This window comes from Eleftheria terrae, assembly GCF_030419005.1.
Lineage (GTDB): Bacteria > Pseudomonadota > Gammaproteobacteria > Burkholderiales > Burkholderiaceae_C > Caldimonas > Caldimonas terrae.
Genome location: NZ_CP106951.1, coordinates 3,779,359 through 3,797,281 on the forward strand (window position 1 = coordinate 3,779,359; position 17,923 = coordinate 3,797,281).

The window sequence follows — 17,923 nt, forward strand, 5'->3', positions numbered from 1 at the left end:
GCCGCCTGGCTGAGACCTGACTGAACTCCGACCGCCAAAGCGCGGCCGGTGTCGCGGTTGTCGCTGGTTTGGCCGACATGCCGGCCCGGCCGCCGTCGGCCGGCGGGCCCTGTCGGCCACCGGGTCGTACGCACGGTGCTGCGGCCCGGGCGGCGGCAGGGCGCGCTGGCCTCGTCTCCTTCCAGCTCAGCGCTTGAGGCTCATCGGCGGTTCCGGCGGGCGGCTCGGCGGCGGCTCCTGGACCGGCGGCTTCCAGGGCGGCCGGCCGACATGGCGCCCGGGATGGCGCGGGTGGTAGGGCGGGCCCTGCCAGCCGGGCAGCACCAGCACCTCGCTGTCGGGGCGCACCATGCGTTCGCGCTCGGACCGCTCGCGGGCGGCTCGCTCCCGCTCGGCCGCCAGCGTGGCAGCGGCCTGTTCGCGACGCAGGCGCTCGATCTCCAGCTCGGCTTCCAGCTGGCGCTGGCGTTCGAGCGACTGCCGGATGCGCTCGTTCACCGCCTCCGCTTCCGCCTGGCTGGCGGCGCGGCGGGCCTGCGCTTCGGCCTGGGCTTGTGCATCGAGCGGGGGCTCCGCCGGCACGGTCCAGGTGCGCTGCACCGGTGTGCCGGCGCCGGGTCGGTCGGTCAGCAGGATGCGGCCATCCGGCAAGCGCTGCTGGTAGATCGAACGGGTGGCTGCCGGCTCCCCGGCCTGGCCACTGGCGCAGGCGAGTCCCAGCAGCAGGAGGGCCGTCAGCCGCCGCAGCGGATGCGGGCGAAGGCAAGGCAAGGCGGTCATGAGCCCTTAGACGTCGATGGTGGAAAGTCGTTCCCGCCCACTGTAGCGCCAACCGGCGGCTGCCGGCCTCACTACACTGGCAGCTTTTGGCCCGCAAGTTCCCGATGAACGCTGCTTCCTATCCCGGCGCCTGGCGCCCCTATCTGTCCGTCCAGTTCGTGCTGCTCGTGGTCGTGTTGGCGACGGCCACCTGGGCGGTGGTGCCGTTTGCCCCCTTGATGGCCTTCATGGCCGAGACCGGGCCCATCGAGCGTGGCACCGCGGCGCTCTATTTCCTGTCGGCCCTGCTGCTGTGGGGCGTGCCCGCGCCCGGCCTCGACCTGCCGCGGCGCCTTGCCCTGAGCCTGGCCATGCTGGCCTTCGGTGCGCGCGAGCTCGACCTGCACAAGGCCTGGACCGGCATGAGCGTGCTCAAGGTGAGCTTCTACCTGCACGACGCACCGCTGAAGCAGAAGCTGGTCGCGCTGGCGGTGCTGCTGCCGGTGGCCGCCGCCTTCGGCTACCTGGTGCTGGCGCACCTGCGCCTGGTCATCGACGGGCTGCGTCGCCGCCATCCGGTGGCCATCACGGTGGCGGTGTTTTTCGGCACCATCGTCCTGTCGAAGCTGATCGACCGGTCCGAGAACGTCCTGCTGGAGGACTATGGCTTCCAGTTCCCCGAATGGCTCAGCGCGCTACGCGCCAGCCTGGAGGAAACCCTGGAGCTTTGCCTGCCCCTGCTGCTGTGGATCGGCCTGCTGCAACAGCGCCGCACGCAGCCGCCGCTGCTCAAGGGCCGCTGAAGACCGTCAGCACGCCGGTGTAGCTGTAGAGGTGGTGGCGAGCGATCTCGCCCCCTGCGAAGAAGCCGATCAGCGGCACCTCGCCCAGCGCATGCCGCACCAGCTGCAGTTCCGCGGAAGGCGCCCCGAAATAGGGGCCGCCGCGGCCCGAACAACTCACGTAGATCGCGCCCTTGATGGCCGGCGCGGCCGGCATCGCGCCGTCGGGGCCGTCGCGATGGAAGGCCGAGGCCGCCACGGCGGGGGCGGCCGGCCATGCCTCGGGCTCCAGTTCCTCTCGGATCTCGGCGCAAATGCGCACCAGGTCGCGCCGCGCCGCCTCGGCATGGCGGGCGCAGAAGGCCAGCTGCATGCCGGCCTCCGGCTGCTCGGCCACCGCGATGCCGCGCTCGTGGGGGTCGATGCCGATCAGGTGCCGCACCAGCGTGTCGGCTCCGAACTGGCCGTGGCGCGCGATCGGTGCCACGGCCGCATCGCTCAGCCCGACCAGCGTCGCCTGCAGCCGGGGCAGGGCCTGTCGGGGGTTGTCAGGGTCCAGCTGCAGGTCGCGCAGCAGGCAGTCCAGCGCCGGTTCGCCGTCGAGCGTGGCGATCACGTTGCGCTCGACGCCGGTGATGCGCCGCGCCGGGCCGACCGGCTGGCAGCCCTGGGTGACCCGCGAGACCAGGGCCACCGAAGCGTCGAAGGCCACGCCCGAGAGCCCGCCCTCCAGCACCTGGTCGGCCAGCTGCACCGCGCGCGTGCGGGACGCGGCCAGGCCGCCGAACAGGTAGCCGCTGGCGGTCCGGCCGGCCAGCTCCGCCAGCAGCTCCTGCAGGTCGGGGGCGGCGCCGTCCGCATGCACCAGCGCACTGTGCGCCGCGAAACCGGGCGGCAGCGGCTGCACCCCTGAAAACACCGCGTGGCTGTGCCGCGGCAGGTCGGTGAGCATCAGGCTGAGGGCCGGCTCGTCGAAGTACTCCACCCCGCTTCCCATCACGCCGATCCCCACCGAGCCGACCCAGCTCACGTCCGGCGCATAGGCTTGCAGGCCGGCGAGGATCTCGTCGGCATGTGCCGCGTAGTGGTCGGTGAGGTAGACGAAGCCGAGTGTGGGCACACCGGCATGGAGGTCCTGCTGCAGCAGGCCGTCCAGCTGGGCCAGGGCCAGCGACAGGCCGGTGCGCCAGTCGGGGTGGGTGGCGTGGGCGTGGGGATAGCGCTTCATGGTCGCAGTGTGCCGCAGCGCCGGGCGGCAGGCGCCCGGCGGGGGCATCCGATCAGCTCTTGGCGTCCGGGCTGTCCGGCTCGCCCTTGCCGCCGTTGCCGCGGCGAGCGGCCGGCTTGCGGGCGGCTGCCGGCTGCTGGGCGTTGGCGGCGGCCTCGGTCAAGGGCGCCATGGTTTGCCGCAAGCCTTCCTGGGCGGCTTCGAAGGACTGCTGCATCAACTGGCTGGCTGAAGCAGCGCCGCGGTCCTTCAGCGCTTCGTTCATCGTGTTGGCCGCCAGGGTGGCGAACTGCTGGGTCAGCGCCCCCCACCATTGCATCGGGTCCACCAGCCCGGCCGCTGCCGCCGGCGGGGCCGCTGCGGACTGGCCGTCGGCGCCGGCGCCGCTGCTGCTTGCCGCGGAGGCGGCAGTCGGCGGTGCCGACGGCATCTTCACCTTCATCGACTCGCGCAGGGCGTCCATCGGCACATTCATGGTCTGCAGGGTGGACAGCGTCATGCGCTGTACTTCCATCGCCTGCACCGTGGCGGCCAGCATGCGGGCGTTCTGCTCCAGCCAGAACTGCACGGTGCGCAGCTCGCTGATGCGCTTGTCAAGTTCGGCCGGGTCGAGCGTGGGCGCGATCCATTGGGTGAAGCTGGGCATCGCGCTGTTGGCGCTCTTGACCATCTCCTGCAGGAAGTCGAAACCGGGCACCAGCTTGCCGATGCCTTGGAGTGGGTCGCTCATGCCGGGTCTCCTTGCTAATGGGTGGGGTGCAGCAACGATTGTGCGCCAGCGACCGCGCGGTGTGCGCCCGGCCGGCCCCAGGTTTTCTACGAGGGAGGACAGGCAGATCCGGTGCCCGCCCGGTCAGCGTTGGTCGCGCAGGTCGATGGTGAGGGTATCCCCCTGCTGGGAGATGCGCAGGCGGCCGAGCACGTCCATGCCCAGCAGCGCGCCGTCCAGTCCTGGCAGCACCACCACCCGCAGCCGGCTGGCGCGCACGCCGCCCTGCAGTTCCAGGTCGGCGGTGGCCAGCGTGCCGGTGGCCAGGCCGCCGGCGGTGCTGGAGGTGACCGTGCCGCCTGTCTCCAGGCGGGCGGCACGGGCCAGCCCGGCGGGCAGCGCCGTGCCGGTGGCACCGGTGTCGACCAGGAAGTCCACCGGCACCCCGTTGATGGTGCCCGGCCAGTGGTAGTGGCCGTCGGCCGCGCGGCGCAGGGTGACCACCTCGCCATCCGCCTCGAAGCGGGTGCGCTGCTGGCGGTGCTCATGCACCTTGAAGCCGAGGAAGATCAGCAGACCGACCACCATCCACACGGTGACGATCTTGAGCGTATGAGGGAACTCACTCATGATGGCAGCTCGGCAAGCGGTTGTTCAAGACTGGGCGGGCGGACGCCCGCGGACGGGAGGGTACATGGAACCGGTGCGGCTGCAGTCGCAGATCAAGGCGCTGAGCGCGGAACTGAAGGTGCGTCGCCTGCTGCCCGCGCGCGAGGTGAGGGCGGTCGGGCCCTTCGTGTTCTTCGACCATATCGGGCCGGCCGACTTCCCGCCCGGTGCAGGCATGGACATCGGCGTGCACCCGCACATCGGGTTGGCGACGGTGACCTACCTCTTCGAGGGCGCGATTCTGCACCGTGACAGCCTGGGCACGGTGCGCGAGATCCGCCCGGGCGAAGTGAACTGGATGAGCGCCGGCCGCGGCATCGCTCATTCCGAGCGCACGCCACCGGCCGAACGGGCGTCCGGCCACCGCCTGCACGGCATCCAGACCTGGATGGCCCTGCCGCTGGCCGAGGAGCAGTCGCCGCCGCAGTTCTTCCACGTCGACGCCGACGCCTTGCCCCGGCTGGACACCCATGGCGTGGAGTTGCGGGTGGTGGTGGGCGAAGCCTTCGGCCTGCGCTCGCCGGTGCCGGTGCCCAGCCGCACGCTTTACATCGCGGCCGAGATGCCGTTTGGCAGCAGCATCGAAGTGCCGCTGGATCACGCCGAGCGCGCGGTGTATGTGGCCAGCGGCTCGCTGAGCGTGGACGGTGATCCGCTCGATACCGGCGAGATGCTGGTGCTGCCGCCGCGCCCGGTGCGCCTGCGGGCGCTGGAGAAGACCCAGGCGATCCTGTTCGGTGGGGATCCGCTCGACCTGGGGCCCGAGAACACCGCCGGCCAGCCGCGCCACCTGCGCTGGAATTTCGTGTCGTCGCAGCAGGCGCGCATCGAGGCAGCGGTGGCGGCATGGCACCGGCAGGACCAGGCGATCTTCGGCGCGGTGCCTGACGAGAGCGGATTCATCCCCTATCCCTGACCGGCGGCCGCGAGATTCGTGGCGCACCATGAAAAAAACGGCCCCGAGGGGCCGTTTTTAGCGTCGATACAGGCAAGCCTGGATCAGAAGTTGTGGCGGATGCCGACGGCGAAGGACGAGAAGTCAGCGGGAGCGACGTTGCCGTTGTCGCCGCCGGCGCTGTACAGGCCATTCTTGTCGTTGTTCAGCTTCGTGTAGAAGGCGTACAGCTTGGTGCGCTTGGACAGGTTGTAGTTGTAGCCCAGGGTGAACTGCTTGGCGCCCGTGTCGTCAGCGTCGCCCAGGTCACCGGCCACGCCGAAGTTCACGTGGAACTCGGAAGCACCCATGGTGTACATGCCGGACAGGCGGAAGTTGTTGCGCTTGTCGTCGTCCAGCTTGTCACGCTCGTAGTAGCCGCCGAAGGTGAAGGCGCCCAGCTCGTACAAAGCACGGATGCCGAACAGCTTGTCGTCACCGGTTTTGATGAAGCCCGCGCCCAGGTGCAGGGGGCCCATGTCGTAGTTGGCGGCCAGATCGATGGTCGAATCGTCGCCGGTTTCCTTCAGTGCGTATTGCACTTCAGCAGTGAAGCCGCTCAGCGACGGCGTCGTGTACGAGATCTTGTTGGCCTTCTTGTGGTTCTTCTCGATCGCGTCGTCACCGTACAGCTTGTCGGCGGACGTGCCGGTATCGTGGTTGTGCAGGCTGACATAGTCGGCCAGCGCGTAGTAAGCGCCGCTGGTCATGTTGCCCAGGCGCACGCTACCAAAGTTGCCCGACAGACCCACCCAGCTCTCACGACCCCACATGTCGCCAGAAGCTGCGCCAGTGTCCGCACCGAAACCGTGCTCCAGCTGGAAGTTGGCCTTCAGACCGCCGCCCAGGTCTTCCGAGCCCTTGAAGCCCAGACGCGAGCTGTTGTTCTGCATCACGGTCTTGGAGGTGTCGCCAGCCTTTTGACGCTCGACCGAGGTGTTCAGGCGGCCATAGACCTGGACGGTGCTTTGTGCAAACGCGGGGGCGGCGATGGCGGCCAGGGCAGCCACGAGAGCGATTCGTTTCATGTTTTCGTATCTCAAGAGTTAGAGAAGAGGTTCCGACCGAACCTTGCACCGAAGCGCATCGCGGGTCGGTGAACCGATTGTAGAAATGACATGGGGCTTTCCCCCGCACGAACCCCTAGAAGAGGGGACACAGGCGGTGAAACTGACGCGAGAGTGCAACACTTCTGTGGCAGAAACGCTGGCCTGGGCGGCAAATGGCCAAACAAAAACGGCCCCGCAGGGCCGCTTCTGAAAGTCTGAACGAAAAACTTTCGATCAGAAGTTGTGGCGCACACCGACGGCGAAGGAAGAGAAGTCGCCGCCATCACGTCCCGTCAGATAAGCAGCATTGGAGTCGTTGCGGACCCGGGTATAGAAGGTGTACAGCTTCGTGCGCTTGGACAGGTTGTAGTTGTAGCCCACCGTCGCTTGCTTCGAGCTGCTGTCGTCGGAATCGTCCCAGTCGTCCGCGAAACCGAAGTTCAGGTGGAATTCCGAGGCGCCCATCGCATACATGCCGGAGAGCCGGAAGTTGTTGCGCTTGCCCAGGTCGTCGTCATCGTCGCGTTCGTAGTAGCCGCCGAAAGTGAAGGCGCCGAATTCATACAAGGCGCGCACCACGCCCAGCTTGTCATCGCCCGACTTCACATAGCCGCCACCGAGGTGCAGGGGCCCGAGGTCGTAGTTGAGGGCAACTTCCCAGTTGTTGTCGATGCCGTCTGCTTCCTTCAGGCTGTATTGCAGTTCTGCCTGAAGTCCGCCCATGTTCGGCGTGATATAGGAGACCTTGTTGGTCGGGCGAGACCAATCAAACATATACAGGGCGTCCGACGAGGTGCCCGTGTCATGGTTGTGCAGGCTCACATAGTCGGCCGAGGCGTAGTACACCGCGCTCGTTTGCCGGCCGAGACGCACGGCGCCGAAACCACCGGACAAGCCGACCCAGCTGTCGCCTTTCCAGAAGACGTCCGCGGAGGTGCCGTCGTCGACATTGAAGCGGTGCTCCAGCAGGAAGTTGGCCTTCAGGCCGCCGCCCAGATCTTCCGTGCCCTTGAAACCGAGACGCGAGCCGTTGTTCACCAGCCGGACTTCCGTCTCATTTCGTTCACGCTGCCGCTCGATCGTGGTGTTCAGCCGACCATAAACCTGCAGGGAGCTTTGCGCGAGGGCCGGAGCCACTACCGCGCCGGCCAGAACGGCCGCGAGAGCGATTCGTTTCATTGTGCGTTTCCTATCAAGAGAGAGTGAGAGAGATTGAAGGAGCACTACCGGCCGGCGCTGCCGAGACGAGCTGCAGCTGTCGCAGGCGAGTGAATCGATTGTAAAAATGGCCCCTCGCCTGCGTCCTGAGGAAGCCCCAGGATTCGCTCGTTTCAGTCCACAAGTGATGCGGCTTAGCAACAGCTAGCCGACAAATGGTTCGAGTGAGGTCCTCTGTGGCCGTATTTCAACCCAGGCCTGCCACGTCCTGGTCGATCGCGCCAAACACCGAGACCTCGTCCTCCCCCTTGACCTCGATGCGCACCGAATCGCCGAAACGCAGGTAGCCGGTCCTTGCTTCGCCATGCGCCAGGCGCTCTCTCGCCCGCTGGACGGCAATGCTGCAATAGCCTGCCTTGGCGTCGCTGTCGACCACGCGGCCGCTGCCGACGATGGCCCCGGCCCGCAGCCGGCGGGTTTTGCACAGGTGGGAGATCAACTGCCCGAAATGGAAATGCATGCCGGCACCCGCGTCGCAGGCGCCGGCCTTGCGGCCGTTCCAGTCGACCCGCACCGGCAGGTGCACCCGGCCGCCTTGCCAGGCGCTGCCGAGCTCGTCCGGTGTGACGGCCAGGGGCGCAAAGGCGGCCGCCGGCCGGCCAAGCACCGGCGCTTGGTCCCGCGCCAGCTCGGCCTGCCCAAGGTGGCGCAGGCCGACGTCGTTCACCAGCAGCACGAGGCGGACGCCGTCCAGTGCCGCTGGCGGGCTGACGCCCATCGGGATGTCACCGGTGACCACGGCCAGCCCTGCGCCGAAATCAATGCCGCCTTCCTCGCTGCGCACGACGATGTCGTCGCACGGCCCGAGGAAATCGTCGCTCGCTCCCTGCAGCAGCAGCGGCTCTCCACCCCCGGGCGGCGGCAGCTCGCCGGCGCCGGCCTGGCGCAGGTCGTCGAGGGGCTGCAGGTAGGCTTCCGCGCTGATCCATTGGTAGGCCCGCGGCAGCGGTGCCATGCACAGCGACGGGTCGAAGGGAAAGGCGTGGCGGGCGCGGCCCTGGTTCAGCTGGGTGGAGAGGTCCTGCAGCTGGGGCAGGAGGAAGTTCCAGTCGTCCAGTACTTGTTGCAAACGGGTCGCGATGCCGCTCGCATAATGCGCCATGCCCAAGTCCCGCGAAACCACGACGAGCTGGCCGTCGCGCGAGCCATCCTTGTAGGTGGCGAGCTTCATGTCTGACGTTCCGATGTATCGAGCCCGCGATTTTATGGAGGCGGCGCCCCCCGGCCTCACGCCCACCCCTTCAAGGAGCCTGCAATGACTCCTGCGCGTTCTGGCCGGCCGGGCCTGCTGCCTCGACGCCGCCTGTTGCTGGCCCTGCCGGCAGCCGTCCTGGCTGTGGCGGGTTCGGCCCGTGGTGCGGCCGAGGTGAAGCCGCCGCCGCTGTATTCGACCCGCCTGCCGGCCGCCTTCACCTGGGTCTACCAGTTGCGGCGCGGCGCGCTGGGTGGCACTGGCGAGTTGGCATGGCGGCCGCAGGCTGGCGCATACCGGTTGAGCATCGAAGGCCGGGTGGCCCTGTTCGGTGCCGTCATCGAGCAGGTCAGCACCGGGCTCCTGGGCGCTTCCGGCCTGCAACCCAGCCGCTTCACCGACCGGCGCCGCGGCCGCCCGGAGCAGGCGGCCGAGTTCCGCCGCGACCGCGGCAAGATCACCTTCAGCGCCGCCGACGCCGAGTACCGTCTGCTGCCGGGTTCGCAGGACCGGGTGAGCTGGATGGTGCAGCTGGCCGCCATCGCACAGGCCGATCCGCGCCGTGTCGCCGCCGGCCGCAGCATTTCGATGTACGTGGTCGGTGCACGGGGCGATGCCGCTGTCTGGGTGTTCCGCTCGGAAGGGCTGCAGCCTGTCACCCTGGGGGAGCAACGGGTGCAGGCAGTGAAGCTGGTGCGCCAGGGCAGCGAGCCGCACGACACTCGCGCCGAAGTGTGGTTGGACCCCGCACGGCAACACCTGCCGGTCAGTGCCCGCCTCAGCGATGGGCGCGGTGACCCCTTGGAACTCTTGTTGCAGACCGACAGCTGACCCCTGCTGCGCAATTCCCGCTGCGTGCCTTTTGCCCGCTTGGGTGGGAGGGAATACCCGGGATGCTGGGGGTGGCTTGAAATTTGCGTGTCATGCTTCATCTACGTCGAGTCGCGAGAACCCCCGGCACTCCGCAGGGTGGTCTCCTGCAAGGAGTACGGTCATGCAAATGCTCTACAACTCTGAGAACTTCGCTGTGGTCGAGTTCGAGGTGCCGACCTCGGCGCCCGAGTTCGACGCCGAGCCGGGCAGTCTCACGCGGGGCGGTTATGAGATCGTCGACAAGTTCAAGCGCAAAGAGATCTATATAGAAGGTGCGCTTGCCGAGAGCTTCAAGCAGGGCGTGGAAGCGCTGATCGAGGCCTCGCCGACGGTGGAAGACATCGACGCCTATATCGAGCGCTTCTCCTCCCTGATGTTGCAGCCGGTCGTGCTGCACTGATCCGGGCGCGCGGCGCCGGGTGGCGCCTGATCTGCCGGTGCGCGGCTTCTTGCGGTCCGCCCGGCATTTCATGCCGGGCCACTGGTTGACGGGGCGGGCCTGCAGTCGCGCTTGAAGACCTGGGCCAGGGCCTGCTTGGCCAGCGCGGCACGCTGTCCCCGGCGGCCTGGGCCGGGTGGCCTGGGGCGATCTTGGTGAACGTCGAGATCGGTTAACCGCTTCGCGGGTCGGCCCGATCCGGGAAGCCATGCCGGCCAGTGCCCGCGGTTCCTCGTCAATGGTGGGACCGCCCGGGCCGGCTGGCCGATTCTCGGCCGGGGCCGGCCAGCCGGAGGTGCACCTTCTTCCAAGCTTGGCGTCGGCTTCTCGGCTGCGGACGAACGCCGCTTCTGCCGACGCTGTCCTCTGTTCGAACGAGCAGGCGCCCGGCAGTGCTGGAGGACCGGCCTTCAGCTCGCCGCATGAGCGGGCCGCCGGGCGGGCCTGGACGACGTTGATCGCCCATCAAGCAGCGCCCCTCGCGGGGGACCGCCTGTGCGGGCTGCGAGCCCGCTCCCCGTCGAGTGCCGGTGCGCCCCGCAGCCTGCCGGGCATCGGTGGATCTGCCCCGGGCGGCCGCATCGGGCATGTCCCGCCTCAGCGCTGCTGGACCACCGGTTGTGCCGGCTCTGCCGTCCAGCGAGCAAGGCACAACAGCGAGAAGCCCATCAGCATCAGCCCGTAGGCCGCATAGGCCCACCACACCGGCGTGCCATCGAGGACCACGCTGATCAGCTGGATGCTGCCGGTGGCCAGCAGCGAGAGCAGGAAGTTGTAGAGGGAAATGATGCGTCCCTGGACCTGCGTCGGCAGCGACCCCTGCAGTTCGCTCATCAAGGCCACACCGCTGTGGAAGAACACGCCGGCCAGGAAATAGGTGATGCCCAGCCACACCGTGTGGGCCGAGGAGGGGAAGACGGCCAGCACCGCCCCGTAGGCGAAGACCCCCGCCACCATCATGCGGCGCTCACCCAGCCGCTGTTCCACCGCGTGCACCGCCAGCCCGGCCGCGATGCTGCCGACACCGAACAGGGCATCGATGATCCCGAAAGCGGTGACGTCGAGGTGGAACTGGCGCACCAGCAATAGCGGCAGCAGGAAGTTCACCAGCGGCACCGAGACGTAGAAGGCCAGGCAGGCGAGGAACATCCGGCGCGCCACGCGGTGGCGGTGCAGCATGAGCAGGCCGTCGCGGTAGTCCGCGACCCAGCTCCAGGCGGTGCGTGGGCCTGTGGCCGGCGCCGGGGGGGTGGCCGCAATGCGGGCGACACTCAGGCCGCCCAGCACCGACAGCAGGCCCGCAGTGGCCAGCGCGCCGGGCTCGGACAGGTAGGCGGCCAGCAGGCCGCCGGCCACCGGTCCCAGCAGTGCGCCGGCCTGCGACGCGATCGAAATGGTCGAGCTGCCGAGCAGCAGTTGGTCCTTGTCGACGATCTCGCGCAGCAGCGCGCGCGCGGCAATCTGGTGCAGCAGCGTCGAGATCCCCACCGCCACCGTCATGGCGTAGACGTACCAGACGCCGCTGAAATCGAACATCAGCAGCACGACGGTCAGCAGCACCAGCCCGCCCTGGAACAAGTCGGCCGCCATCACGATGCTGCGGCGACTGATCCGGTCGGTCCATACGCCCACCACCGGCGATAACAGCGCGCTGGGCAGTAAGGTCAGTGTCAGCTGAAACGCCACCGACGACGCCTGGCCGGTGAGTTTCAGCAGCAACCAGGCGGTGACCACATAAACGATTCCATCTGCCGCGCGGTTGCAGAACATGCGGATGAATAGGCTGGTGAAAGCCGGATCATTCAGCAAGGAAAAGCGGCGCCGTAAGTATCCCGTCAGCATTTGAAGGCAGGGCTTTCTTGAATGGGCTAAAGAGGGGCGGCGTCATATTGCCGTCACGGAAAATGGCATGAATCGCGCGGGATCCTGCGGCCGCGGCGATCTTGCGTGTAAGGATATTTGCATCGATAGGTGACAGAGCTGACAGTAATGTCCCAAGGTGCAGGTGAGAACGTTGACAGCTAGCGACTCCCCCAAACGGGGTGCTGTAATTCCATGCAGTGCACGGTACTGCCTTTGAATCGGCTTCTCCAATGGCCGGCAGTCAGGGGTGAAAAGCAGCCGTGTGGCCACTCCTCAAAATCATTCAACGCACCCAGCGCACGCGGAGTCATAAATGCTGTCTTTGAAAAACCGGCGAGTCGCTATATTTGCGGAAGGCCGCTTCGGCCCCACGACCAGCAAAGTCGCCACGTCTTACCTGAGGTATTGCCACCCGGATTGCGTGGCCGTCATCGACACCAAGCTGGCCGGCCGTGATGTCGGTGACATCATCGGCTACGGCCACGGTATTCCCATCGTCAATTCGCTGTCGGAGGCGCTCGAATATCGTCCCGACGTTTTCATGATCGGCGTCGGCCTGTTCTCCAATGCCTTGCCGGCCGAATGGCGGGAGCAGATCGTCCAGGCGCTCAAGCTCGGCATGGACGTGGTCAGCGGCCTGCATTTCCGCATTGCCAAGGATCCTGAATTCGAAGCGCTGGCCGCCGCATCCGGCAGCCGCATCTGGGACACCAAGGAGCCGCCGGAGGCGCTGAGCACCAGCGCCGCCAAGGTCGGCCAGCTCGGCAACTACGTGGTGCACACGGTGGGCAGCGACTGCCGTGTCGGCAAGAAGACCACCGCCATCGAGATCACGCAGGCGGCCCGCAAGAAGGGCTACAACGCCGGCTTCGCGGCCACCGGGCAGAGCGGCATCTACATCAGCGGCTCGGGCGTGGCGGTGGATGCCGTGCCGGCCGATTTCATCGCCGGCGTCAGCGAGGCGCTGGTGCTGGACAACGCGCCGCACCACGACTGGATCGTCGTCGAGGGCCAGGGCTCGATCTCTCACCCGGCCTACAGCGGCGTGACGCTGGGCCTGCTGCACGGCGCGATGCCGCAGGCGCTGGTGCTGTGCCATGAAGCGAAGCTGCAGCACCACAAGGACTGGCCGCAAGTGCCGCTGCGGCCGCTCAACGAACTGATCGCCCTTTACGAGCAGCTGGCCTCGCACATGCGCCCGGCCAAGGTGGTGGGCATCAGTGTCAACTGCGCCAGCCTGGGGAGGGAGGAAGCGGCCGAATATGTCCGGCAGATCGAGGAAGAAACCGGCCTGCCGGCCACCGACGTGATTCATTTCGGCGCCGACCGCCTGGTCGATGCACTGGCACTTTATCAACAGCAGATTCCGGAAAAGCTGGCGGCCTGACCAGCGTCACATGTGCCGGCGGCTTGACCGCCGGCGGTTCTCCCTGTGATTTGCAGGACACCGTGCGTTGCCTTTGGGTCGCGCAGGGATGCGTCTTGCCGAGCCGCGGCCCTGCCGCTTTCTGAACCCCATTATTTGCCACGAATATGCGTCTCCAAGTCTCACCCACCCAGAAACTGGCCGGCCAGGCCGTCATTCCGTCTTCCAAGCCGGAAACCCAGCGTGCCATTCTCACCGCCACCCTGGCGCGCGGCGTCTCTTATGTGCGCAATGACCTGCGCTGCACGGAAACCACCGCGATGAAAAATGCCTGCCGTGCGGTCGGTGCGGTCATCGAGGAAAACGACGGCTATCTGAAAATCACCGGTGTCGGCCGCGACCTGCGTCCGGGCCAGCGCGTCATCGATGCGCTGGGCTCCGGCCTGGTATTCCGCGTATTTACCGCGCTGAGCTGTTTTGCGGCATCGCCGGCCATCATCACGGGCGACCGCATCCTGCGCGGCCGGGTGATGGCGCCGCTGTTCAATGCCTTGCGCGACCTGGGCGCGCGCATTCACTGCATCGGCGACGAAGGGCATGCGCCGGTCGTCAACTGGGGCGGCGGCCTGAATGGTGGGCGCTGCGTGCTGCCGGGAAATGTCAGCTCTCAGTTCATCACCGCCATCATGTTTTCGGCGCCGCTGGCTTCGACACCGACCGAAATCGTGATCGAAGGCGAAATCCTGTCGATTTCCTACATCCGCCAGACCATCGAGGCGATGGTGCGCGCCGGCATCCGCGTGGAGCATTCGGACGATTTCTCCACCGTCACGGTGCACCCGGGCGAATACCAGCCGATCGACTACCGCGCCGGTGGCGACTACACGTCCTCGTCCTACCTGGTGGCGGCGGCGGCGATCTTCCGCGGCACCACCGTGCTGGGCAATCTGAACAGCCAGAGCCTGCAGGGCGAGCGCGCCATCATCGACGTGGTGCAGGCGCTGGGCGTCAAGGTCAGCTTCGACGACAGCCGCAACACCCTCACCCTCGTGAACGACCAGGACGAGCTGCGCGGCGACTACGAGTTCGACGCCAGCGACTATCCGAACATCGTGCCCACGCTGGCCGCCATCGGCGCCTTCGTGAAGGGGCGCTTCCGCGTGGTGGGCGGCTCCATCACCCGGCTGCACAAATCGCCGCGCATCAAGGCGATGGTGAGCGAGCTGGGCAAGATGGGCGTCAACATCAAGCCGCTGTTCAAGGACGACGTCTACGACGGCTTCGAGATCCATGGCGAGAGCCACTATGCCGGCGGCGTGTCGCTGTCGAGCTGGGGCGACCACCGCATCTTCATGTCGCTGTTCGTCGCCTCGCTGCGCTGCCGCCAGCCCAACCTGCTGGAAGGCTATGCCGACGTGCACTGCTCCTTCCCGGACTTCTTCGAGCAGTTCGAGAAGCTGGGCATCCAGTTCAAGGAAGTCGGCGCCCCGCTGGCCGCAGAGCTGCAGCCCGCGCAGCAGCCCGCGCTGCTGACGGCCTGAGCCCCTGCCGCCCCGCCGCTCCCACACAGGAATCCCCTCCCCATGATTTCCGAAGACGACATCCGCTTCTACAAGGACAACGGCTACCTGGTGGCCAAGGACCTCTTCTCCCGCGAGCAGGTGGACCAGGCCCTGCGGGCCATCGACGAGGTGCTCGACCCGCGCCGCGCCGAGAAGGCCTACGAGATGGAGCCGCGCGACACGCAGACCGTGCGTCGCATCTGGTCGCCCACCAAGAAGCACCCCACCTTCTGGCAGATGGCCAAGGACGACCGCCTGCTCGACGCCATCCAGGGCCTGATCGGCGAGAACGTGCTGTTCCACTACAGCAAGCTCAACATGAAGGGCCCCAAGGTCGGCAGCGTGGTGGAGTGGCACCAGGACTTCTCCTACTACCCCCACACCAACAGCGACCTGCTGACCGCGCTGATCTTCTTCGATGACGCCACGAAGGAGAACGGCTGCCTGCGGGTGATTCCCGGCTCGCACAAGAAGGGCCTGGTCTCGCACGATGTTGGCGGCTACTTCCGCGGCAAGGTCAGCAACATCGACGAGAGCCAGGCGGTGTCGGTGGAAGTGCCGGCCGGCGGCGTGCTCTTCCTGCACTGCCTGACGCTGCACGCCTCGGCCCGCAACGAGTCGGACCAGCCGCGCCGCACCTTCCTGCCGGCCTACCGGGCGGCCGATGCCTTCCCCATCTATTTCGGCCCGCATGCCGCCCACAACGAGCCGGGCATCGAGCTGCTGCGCGGCAAGCGGGCCCGCACCGCGCGGGTCGAGGCGGGCGTGCATCCGCTGCCGCTGGCCGAGCGCGAGTTCGGCTCCATCTACGAGGTGCAGGAAGGCTCGCACCTCACCAAGGACCTGGCGGAGATGAAGACCGCCGGCTACGCCGTCTGAGATCCGAAGCGGGGGTGTGAACATGATCGATTGGGGACGTCTGGTGGCGCCGGGGATCCGGCAGCTGCGCCCGTACCGGCCTGGCATCACCGAGGAGCGCCTGCAGCGCGAACGCGGGCTGTCGCGCATCTTCAAGTTCTCCAGCAACGAGACGCCGGTGGAGCCGTCGCCCGCCATCGCGGCGGCCATGGCCGAGGCGCTGCGCAAGGCCAACCGCTATCCCGACGCGCATGCGCTGCTGGAACGGCTGTCGGCCAAGCTGCAGGTGCCGGCGCAGGGCCTGATGCTGGGCAACGGCTCGATCGACCTGATCGAATCGGTGGTGCGCACCTTCGTCGCGCCGGGCTGCAATGTGGTGCTGTCGGAGTACGGCTACTGCGCCTATCCCCCGCTGGTCACCGCGCAGGGCGGGGAGGTGCGGGTGGCGGCCTCCAGCGGTGGCTTCGGCCACCAGGTGGACCGCATCCTGGCCAGCATCGACGACAACACCCGCATGGTGATCGTCGACAGCCCGAGCAACCTGGCCGGTGCCAGCCTGGCCCTGGCCGAGCTGGACCGCCTGGTGCATGCGCTGCCGCCGCGGGTGATCCTGCTGCTGGACGAGGCCTACATCGAGTTCGCCGACATCGATCCGACCCACACCGCCGCCCTGCCGCTGGCCTTCCCCAACGTCATCGTGGCGCGCACCTTCTCCAAGGCCTACGGCCTGGCGGGCATGCGCGTCGGCTATGCCATCGCCGATCCCGACCTGGCCAGCTGGGTGCAGCGCCTGCGCCCGCCGTTTCCGGTGGGGCGGGTGGCGATGGCCGGCGCATTGGCGGCGCTGGACGACACCACCCACCTGCAAGGCGTGGTGCAGGCGGCCCGGCGTGGGCGCGAGCAGCTGGCGACGGGCCTGCGCGAGCTGGGCGTGAAGGTGCTGGCCAACGAGGGCAACTTCGTGCTGGCCGACTTTGGCGACAACGGCCGGCGCGTCTACGAGGGCTTGCTGGCCCAGGGCCTGATCACCCGTGCAATGGAGGCCTACGGCCTGCCGCAGCAGCTGCGCATCTCCATCGGCGCGCCGCATGAAGTGGCACGGCTGGTGGAAGCGGTGCGCGAGCTGCTGCAGCAGCCCACCGGCCGGGCCGAGAAGCTGCAGCGGAGCGAGGCATGAACATCGTCATCGTCAGCAACTTCGCCCGCTTTCCCGGCACGGCCCGCTGGGACTTCGAACTGGTGCGCTACGAGGACTTCATCGACCACACCGCCCACCAGGTCACCTACCTTGCCAACCGCAAGGGCCGCAGCGCCATCACCGCGCCGGCCGGCAGCTACACGCTGCACGAGCTGGAGGCGCTGGACGACATCGCCGCCTGGCGCAGCGTGCTGCAAGGCGTGATCCGCGAGCGCGGGCCGGTCGACCGGCTCATCGTGTTCTCGGAATTCCTGCTCGACATCGCGGCCGAGCTGCGTGAGGAGCTGGGCATTCCCGGCAACCGCCCGGCCGACAACCGCCTGGGCCGCGACAAGCTGCTGATGAAGCACAAGGTCGGTGGGGCCGGCCTGCGCGTGCCGCACTACACCGGCGTGGCCGCCGGCGAGGTGGACAAGGCGCTGGCCTTCGCCCGCGACAACGGCTTTCCGCTCATCCTCAAGCCGGTCGACGGCGCCTCCAGCGCCGGCGTGCAGACCCTGCAGGACGAAGCCGCCCTGCGCGCTGCCGTGGCCGCGTTGCCGCCGGGCGAATGGGACCTGGAAGAGTTCATCGACGGCCGGCTCTTCCACATCGACGGGCTGGTGGACGTGGACGGGAAGGTCACCTTCATCGTGCCGTCGCGCTACGTCAACAACTGCCTCGACTTCACCCGCGGCGCGCCGCTCGGCTCGGTGATGCTGGCGCCCGGCAGCGAGCTGCACGAGCGCGTCTGCCAATTCACCACGGCCTGCATCGAAGCCATCGGCCTGAAGGCCTGCCCCTTCCACCTGGAGCTGTTCCACAGCCAGCGCGACGAGCTGGTCTTCCTGGAGGTGGGGGCCCGCGTCGCCGGGGCCGACGTGCCGTACATGATCCATCGCAGCACCGGCGTCAACCTGTTCGCCGAATGGGTGGCAATGGCCATGGGTGGCAGCGGCCGCCTCTCGGCCCGGGCCACCTCGGTGGGCGGCTGGCTCATGTTCCCCCGGCCGGCCGGCCTGCCGCTGCGCGTGACCGGCGTCACCACCTTTGCCGGCCGGCTGCCCACGGTGTGGCGACAGCTGGTGCCGCCGGTGGGTGAGCTGCTGCAGCCGGACTCGGGCTATGCCTCCATGCAGGCGGGCCGTTTCCTGTTCGAGGCCGAGCGGCCCGAGCCGATCGAGCGCGACATCGAGACCGTGCTGCGCGAGTTCTCGCTGAGCACCGAACAACCCTGAGCTTCAG

At 67.8% G+C, this 17,923-nt stretch carries 17 protein-coding genes; 9 read left to right on the forward strand and 8 right to left on the reverse strand.

The genetic code is table 11. The features are described from left to right. Positions 1-186 precede the first annotated feature (186 nt). Positions 187-780 (reverse strand): hypothetical protein, encoded by a 594-nt coding sequence (locus tag N7L95_RS16755; RefSeq protein WP_301256401.1) that lies wholly within the window; start codon positions 778-780, stop codon positions 187-189. Positions 781-884: 104 nt separating this feature from the next. Here N7L95_RS16755 and N7L95_RS16760 point away from each other — a divergent pair, with 104 nt between their 5' ends. Then, positions 885-1,562 carry a hypothetical protein gene (locus tag N7L95_RS16760; protein ID WP_301256402.1) on the forward strand — a complete coding sequence of 226 codons (678 nt, stop codon included), beginning with the start codon at positions 885-887 and terminating at the stop codon, positions 1,560-1,562. Here the strand turns inward: N7L95_RS16760 and N7L95_RS16765 are convergent. The 3 genes from N7L95_RS16765 to N7L95_RS16775 all read right to left on the reverse strand — a co-directional run bounded on the left by N7L95_RS16765 (position 1,549) and on the right by N7L95_RS16775 (position 4,108). Next, positions 1,549-2,769 (reverse strand): FIST signal transduction protein, encoded by a 1,221-nt coding sequence (locus N7L95_RS16765; RefSeq protein ID WP_301256403.1) that lies wholly within the window; start codon positions 2,767-2,769, stop codon positions 1,549-1,551. The genes N7L95_RS16760 and N7L95_RS16765 overlap by 14 nt on opposite strands. A gap of 52 nt (positions 2,770-2,821) precedes the next feature. After that, positions 2,822-3,499, reverse strand: coding sequence for a PhaM family polyhydroxyalkanoate granule multifunctional regulatory protein (locus N7L95_RS16770; RefSeq protein ID WP_301256404.1), 678 nt, complete (start codon positions 3,497-3,499; stop codon positions 2,822-2,824). A 123-nt stretch (positions 3,500-3,622) separates the two neighbouring features. After that, a complete protein-coding gene (locus tag N7L95_RS16775; RefSeq protein ID WP_301256405.1) occupies positions 3,623-4,108 on the reverse strand; it encodes a retropepsin-like aspartic protease family protein in 486 nt (161 codons plus the stop codon). Positions 4,109-4,172: 64 nt separating this feature from the next. Between N7L95_RS16775 and N7L95_RS16780 the strand changes: the two genes are divergently transcribed. Then, positions 4,173-5,063, forward strand: a complete 891-nt coding sequence (locus N7L95_RS16780) for a pirin family protein (RefSeq protein ID WP_301256406.1) — start codon at positions 4,173-4,175, stop codon at positions 5,061-5,063. A gap of 83 nt (positions 5,064-5,146) precedes the next feature. Here the strand turns inward: N7L95_RS16780 and N7L95_RS16785 are convergent, their stop codons facing one another. From N7L95_RS16785 to N7L95_RS16795, 3 genes are all read right to left on the reverse strand, one after another. Next, complete coding sequence (locus tag N7L95_RS16785) at positions 5,147-6,109, reverse strand: porin (protein WP_301256407.1); 963 nt, start codon at positions 6,107-6,109, stop codon at positions 5,147-5,149. A 255-nt stretch (positions 6,110-6,364) separates the two neighbouring features. Continuing rightward, positions 6,365-7,309: a porin gene (locus N7L95_RS16790; RefSeq protein ID WP_301256408.1), complete on the reverse strand. Its 945-nt coding sequence runs from the start codon at positions 7,307-7,309 to the stop codon at positions 6,365-6,367. Positions 7,310-7,535: 226 nt separating this feature from the next. Beyond that, positions 7,536-8,519, reverse strand: a complete 984-nt coding sequence (locus tag N7L95_RS16795; protein WP_301256409.1) for a fumarylacetoacetate hydrolase family protein — start codon at positions 8,517-8,519, stop codon at positions 7,536-7,538. An 84-nt stretch (positions 8,520-8,603) separates the two neighbouring features. Here N7L95_RS16795 and N7L95_RS16800 point away from each other — a divergent pair, with 84 nt between their 5' ends. Both N7L95_RS16800 and N7L95_RS16805 read left to right on the forward strand, forming a co-directional pair. Further along, positions 8,604-9,371 (forward strand): DUF3108 domain-containing protein, encoded by a 768-nt coding sequence (locus N7L95_RS16800; RefSeq protein WP_301256410.1) that lies wholly within the window; start codon positions 8,604-8,606, stop codon positions 9,369-9,371. Between the two features lie 163 nt (positions 9,372-9,534). Continuing rightward, the gene (locus N7L95_RS16805) at positions 9,535-9,813 is read left to right on the forward strand and encodes a BTH_I0359 family protein (RefSeq protein ID WP_301256411.1); all 279 of its coding nucleotides are present in this window, start codon (positions 9,535-9,537) and stop codon (positions 9,811-9,813) included. A gap of 636 nt (positions 9,814-10,449) precedes the next feature. Here N7L95_RS16805 and N7L95_RS16810 read toward each other — a convergent pair. Next, positions 10,450-11,694 carry an MFS transporter gene (locus N7L95_RS16810; protein ID WP_363324843.1) on the reverse strand — a complete coding sequence of 415 codons (1,245 nt, stop codon included), beginning with the start codon at positions 11,692-11,694 and terminating at the stop codon, positions 10,450-10,452. Positions 11,695-12,028: 334 nt separating this feature from the next. Between N7L95_RS16810 and N7L95_RS16815 the strand changes: the two genes are divergently transcribed. The 5 genes from N7L95_RS16815 (at position 12,029) to N7L95_RS16835 (ending at position 17,916) form a co-directional block, all read left to right on the forward strand. Continuing rightward, the gene (locus N7L95_RS16815; RefSeq protein WP_301256413.1) at positions 12,029-13,102 is read left to right on the forward strand and encodes an N-acetyltransferase DgcN family protein; all 1,074 of its coding nucleotides are present in this window, start codon (positions 12,029-12,031) and stop codon (positions 13,100-13,102) included. Between the two features lie 146 nt (positions 13,103-13,248). Beyond that, on the forward strand, positions 13,249-14,622 hold the full coding sequence (gene aroA, locus N7L95_RS16820) for a 3-phosphoshikimate 1-carboxyvinyltransferase (protein WP_301256414.1): 1,374 nt from the start codon (positions 13,249-13,251) through the stop codon (positions 14,620-14,622). 42 nt (positions 14,623-14,664) lie between these two features. Then, a complete protein-coding gene (locus N7L95_RS16825; protein WP_301256415.1) occupies positions 14,665-15,522 on the forward strand; it encodes a phytanoyl-CoA dioxygenase family protein in 858 nt (285 codons plus the stop codon). A 22-nt stretch (positions 15,523-15,544) separates the two neighbouring features. Continuing rightward, positions 15,545-16,678 carry a histidinol-phosphate transaminase gene (gene hisC / locus N7L95_RS16830; RefSeq protein ID WP_301260170.1) on the forward strand — a complete coding sequence of 378 codons (1,134 nt, stop codon included), beginning with the start codon at positions 15,545-15,547 and terminating at the stop codon, positions 16,676-16,678. Continuing rightward, positions 16,675-17,916, forward strand: coding sequence for an ATP-grasp domain-containing protein (locus N7L95_RS16835; RefSeq protein ID WP_301256416.1), 1,242 nt, complete (start codon positions 16,675-16,677; stop codon positions 17,914-17,916). Before hisC ends, N7L95_RS16835 begins: the two co-directional genes overlap by 4 nt. Positions 17,917-17,923 lie beyond the last annotated feature (7 nt).

Bases quoted from the DNA above. Each gene is read 5' to 3' on its own strand.
- N7L95_RS16755 (WP_301256401.1), bottom strand. From the start codon at position 780: ATGACCGCCTTGCCTTGCCTTCGCCCGCATCCGCTGCGGCGGCTGACG.
- N7L95_RS16760 (WP_301256402.1), top strand. From the start codon at position 885: ATGAACGCTGCTTCCTATCCCGGCGCCTGGCGCCCCTATCTGTCCGTC.
- N7L95_RS16765 (WP_301256403.1), bottom strand. From the start codon at position 2,769: ATGAAGCGCTATCCCCACGCCCACGCCACCCACCCCGACTGGCGCACC.
- N7L95_RS16770 (WP_301256404.1), bottom strand. From the start codon at position 3,499: ATGAGCGACCCACTCCAAGGCATCGGCAAGCTGGTGCCCGGTTTCGAC.
- N7L95_RS16775 (WP_301256405.1), bottom strand. From the start codon at position 4,108: ATGAGTGAGTTCCCTCATACGCTCAAGATCGTCACCGTGTGGATGGTG.
- N7L95_RS16780 (WP_301256406.1), top strand. From the start codon at position 4,173: ATGGAACCGGTGCGGCTGCAGTCGCAGATCAAGGCGCTGAGCGCGGAA.
- N7L95_RS16785 (WP_301256407.1), bottom strand. From the start codon at position 6,109: ATGAAACGAATCGCTCTCGTGGCTGCCCTGGCCGCCATCGCCGCCCCC.
- N7L95_RS16790 (WP_301256408.1), bottom strand. From the start codon at position 7,309: ATGAAACGAATCGCTCTCGCGGCCGTTCTGGCCGGCGCGGTAGTGGCT.
- N7L95_RS16795 (WP_301256409.1), bottom strand. From the start codon at position 8,519: ATGAAGCTCGCCACCTACAAGGATGGCTCGCGCGACGGCCAGCTCGTC.
- N7L95_RS16800 (WP_301256410.1), top strand. From the start codon at position 8,604: ATGACTCCTGCGCGTTCTGGCCGGCCGGGCCTGCTGCCTCGACGCCGC.
- N7L95_RS16805 (WP_301256411.1), top strand. From the start codon at position 9,535: ATGCAAATGCTCTACAACTCTGAGAACTTCGCTGTGGTCGAGTTCGAG.
- N7L95_RS16810 (WP_363324843.1), bottom strand. From the start codon at position 11,694: ATGCTGACGGGATACTTACGGCGCCGCTTTTCCTTGCTGAATGATCCG.
- N7L95_RS16815 (WP_301256413.1), top strand. From the start codon at position 12,029: ATGCTGTCTTTGAAAAACCGGCGAGTCGCTATATTTGCGGAAGGCCGC.
- aroA (WP_301256414.1), top strand. From the start codon at position 13,249: ATGCGTCTCCAAGTCTCACCCACCCAGAAACTGGCCGGCCAGGCCGTC.
- N7L95_RS16825 (WP_301256415.1), top strand. From the start codon at position 14,665: ATGATTTCCGAAGACGACATCCGCTTCTACAAGGACAACGGCTACCTG.
- hisC (WP_301260170.1), top strand. From the start codon at position 15,545: ATGATCGATTGGGGACGTCTGGTGGCGCCGGGGATCCGGCAGCTGCGC.
- N7L95_RS16835 (WP_301256416.1), top strand. From the start codon at position 16,675: ATGAACATCGTCATCGTCAGCAACTTCGCCCGCTTTCCCGGCACGGCC.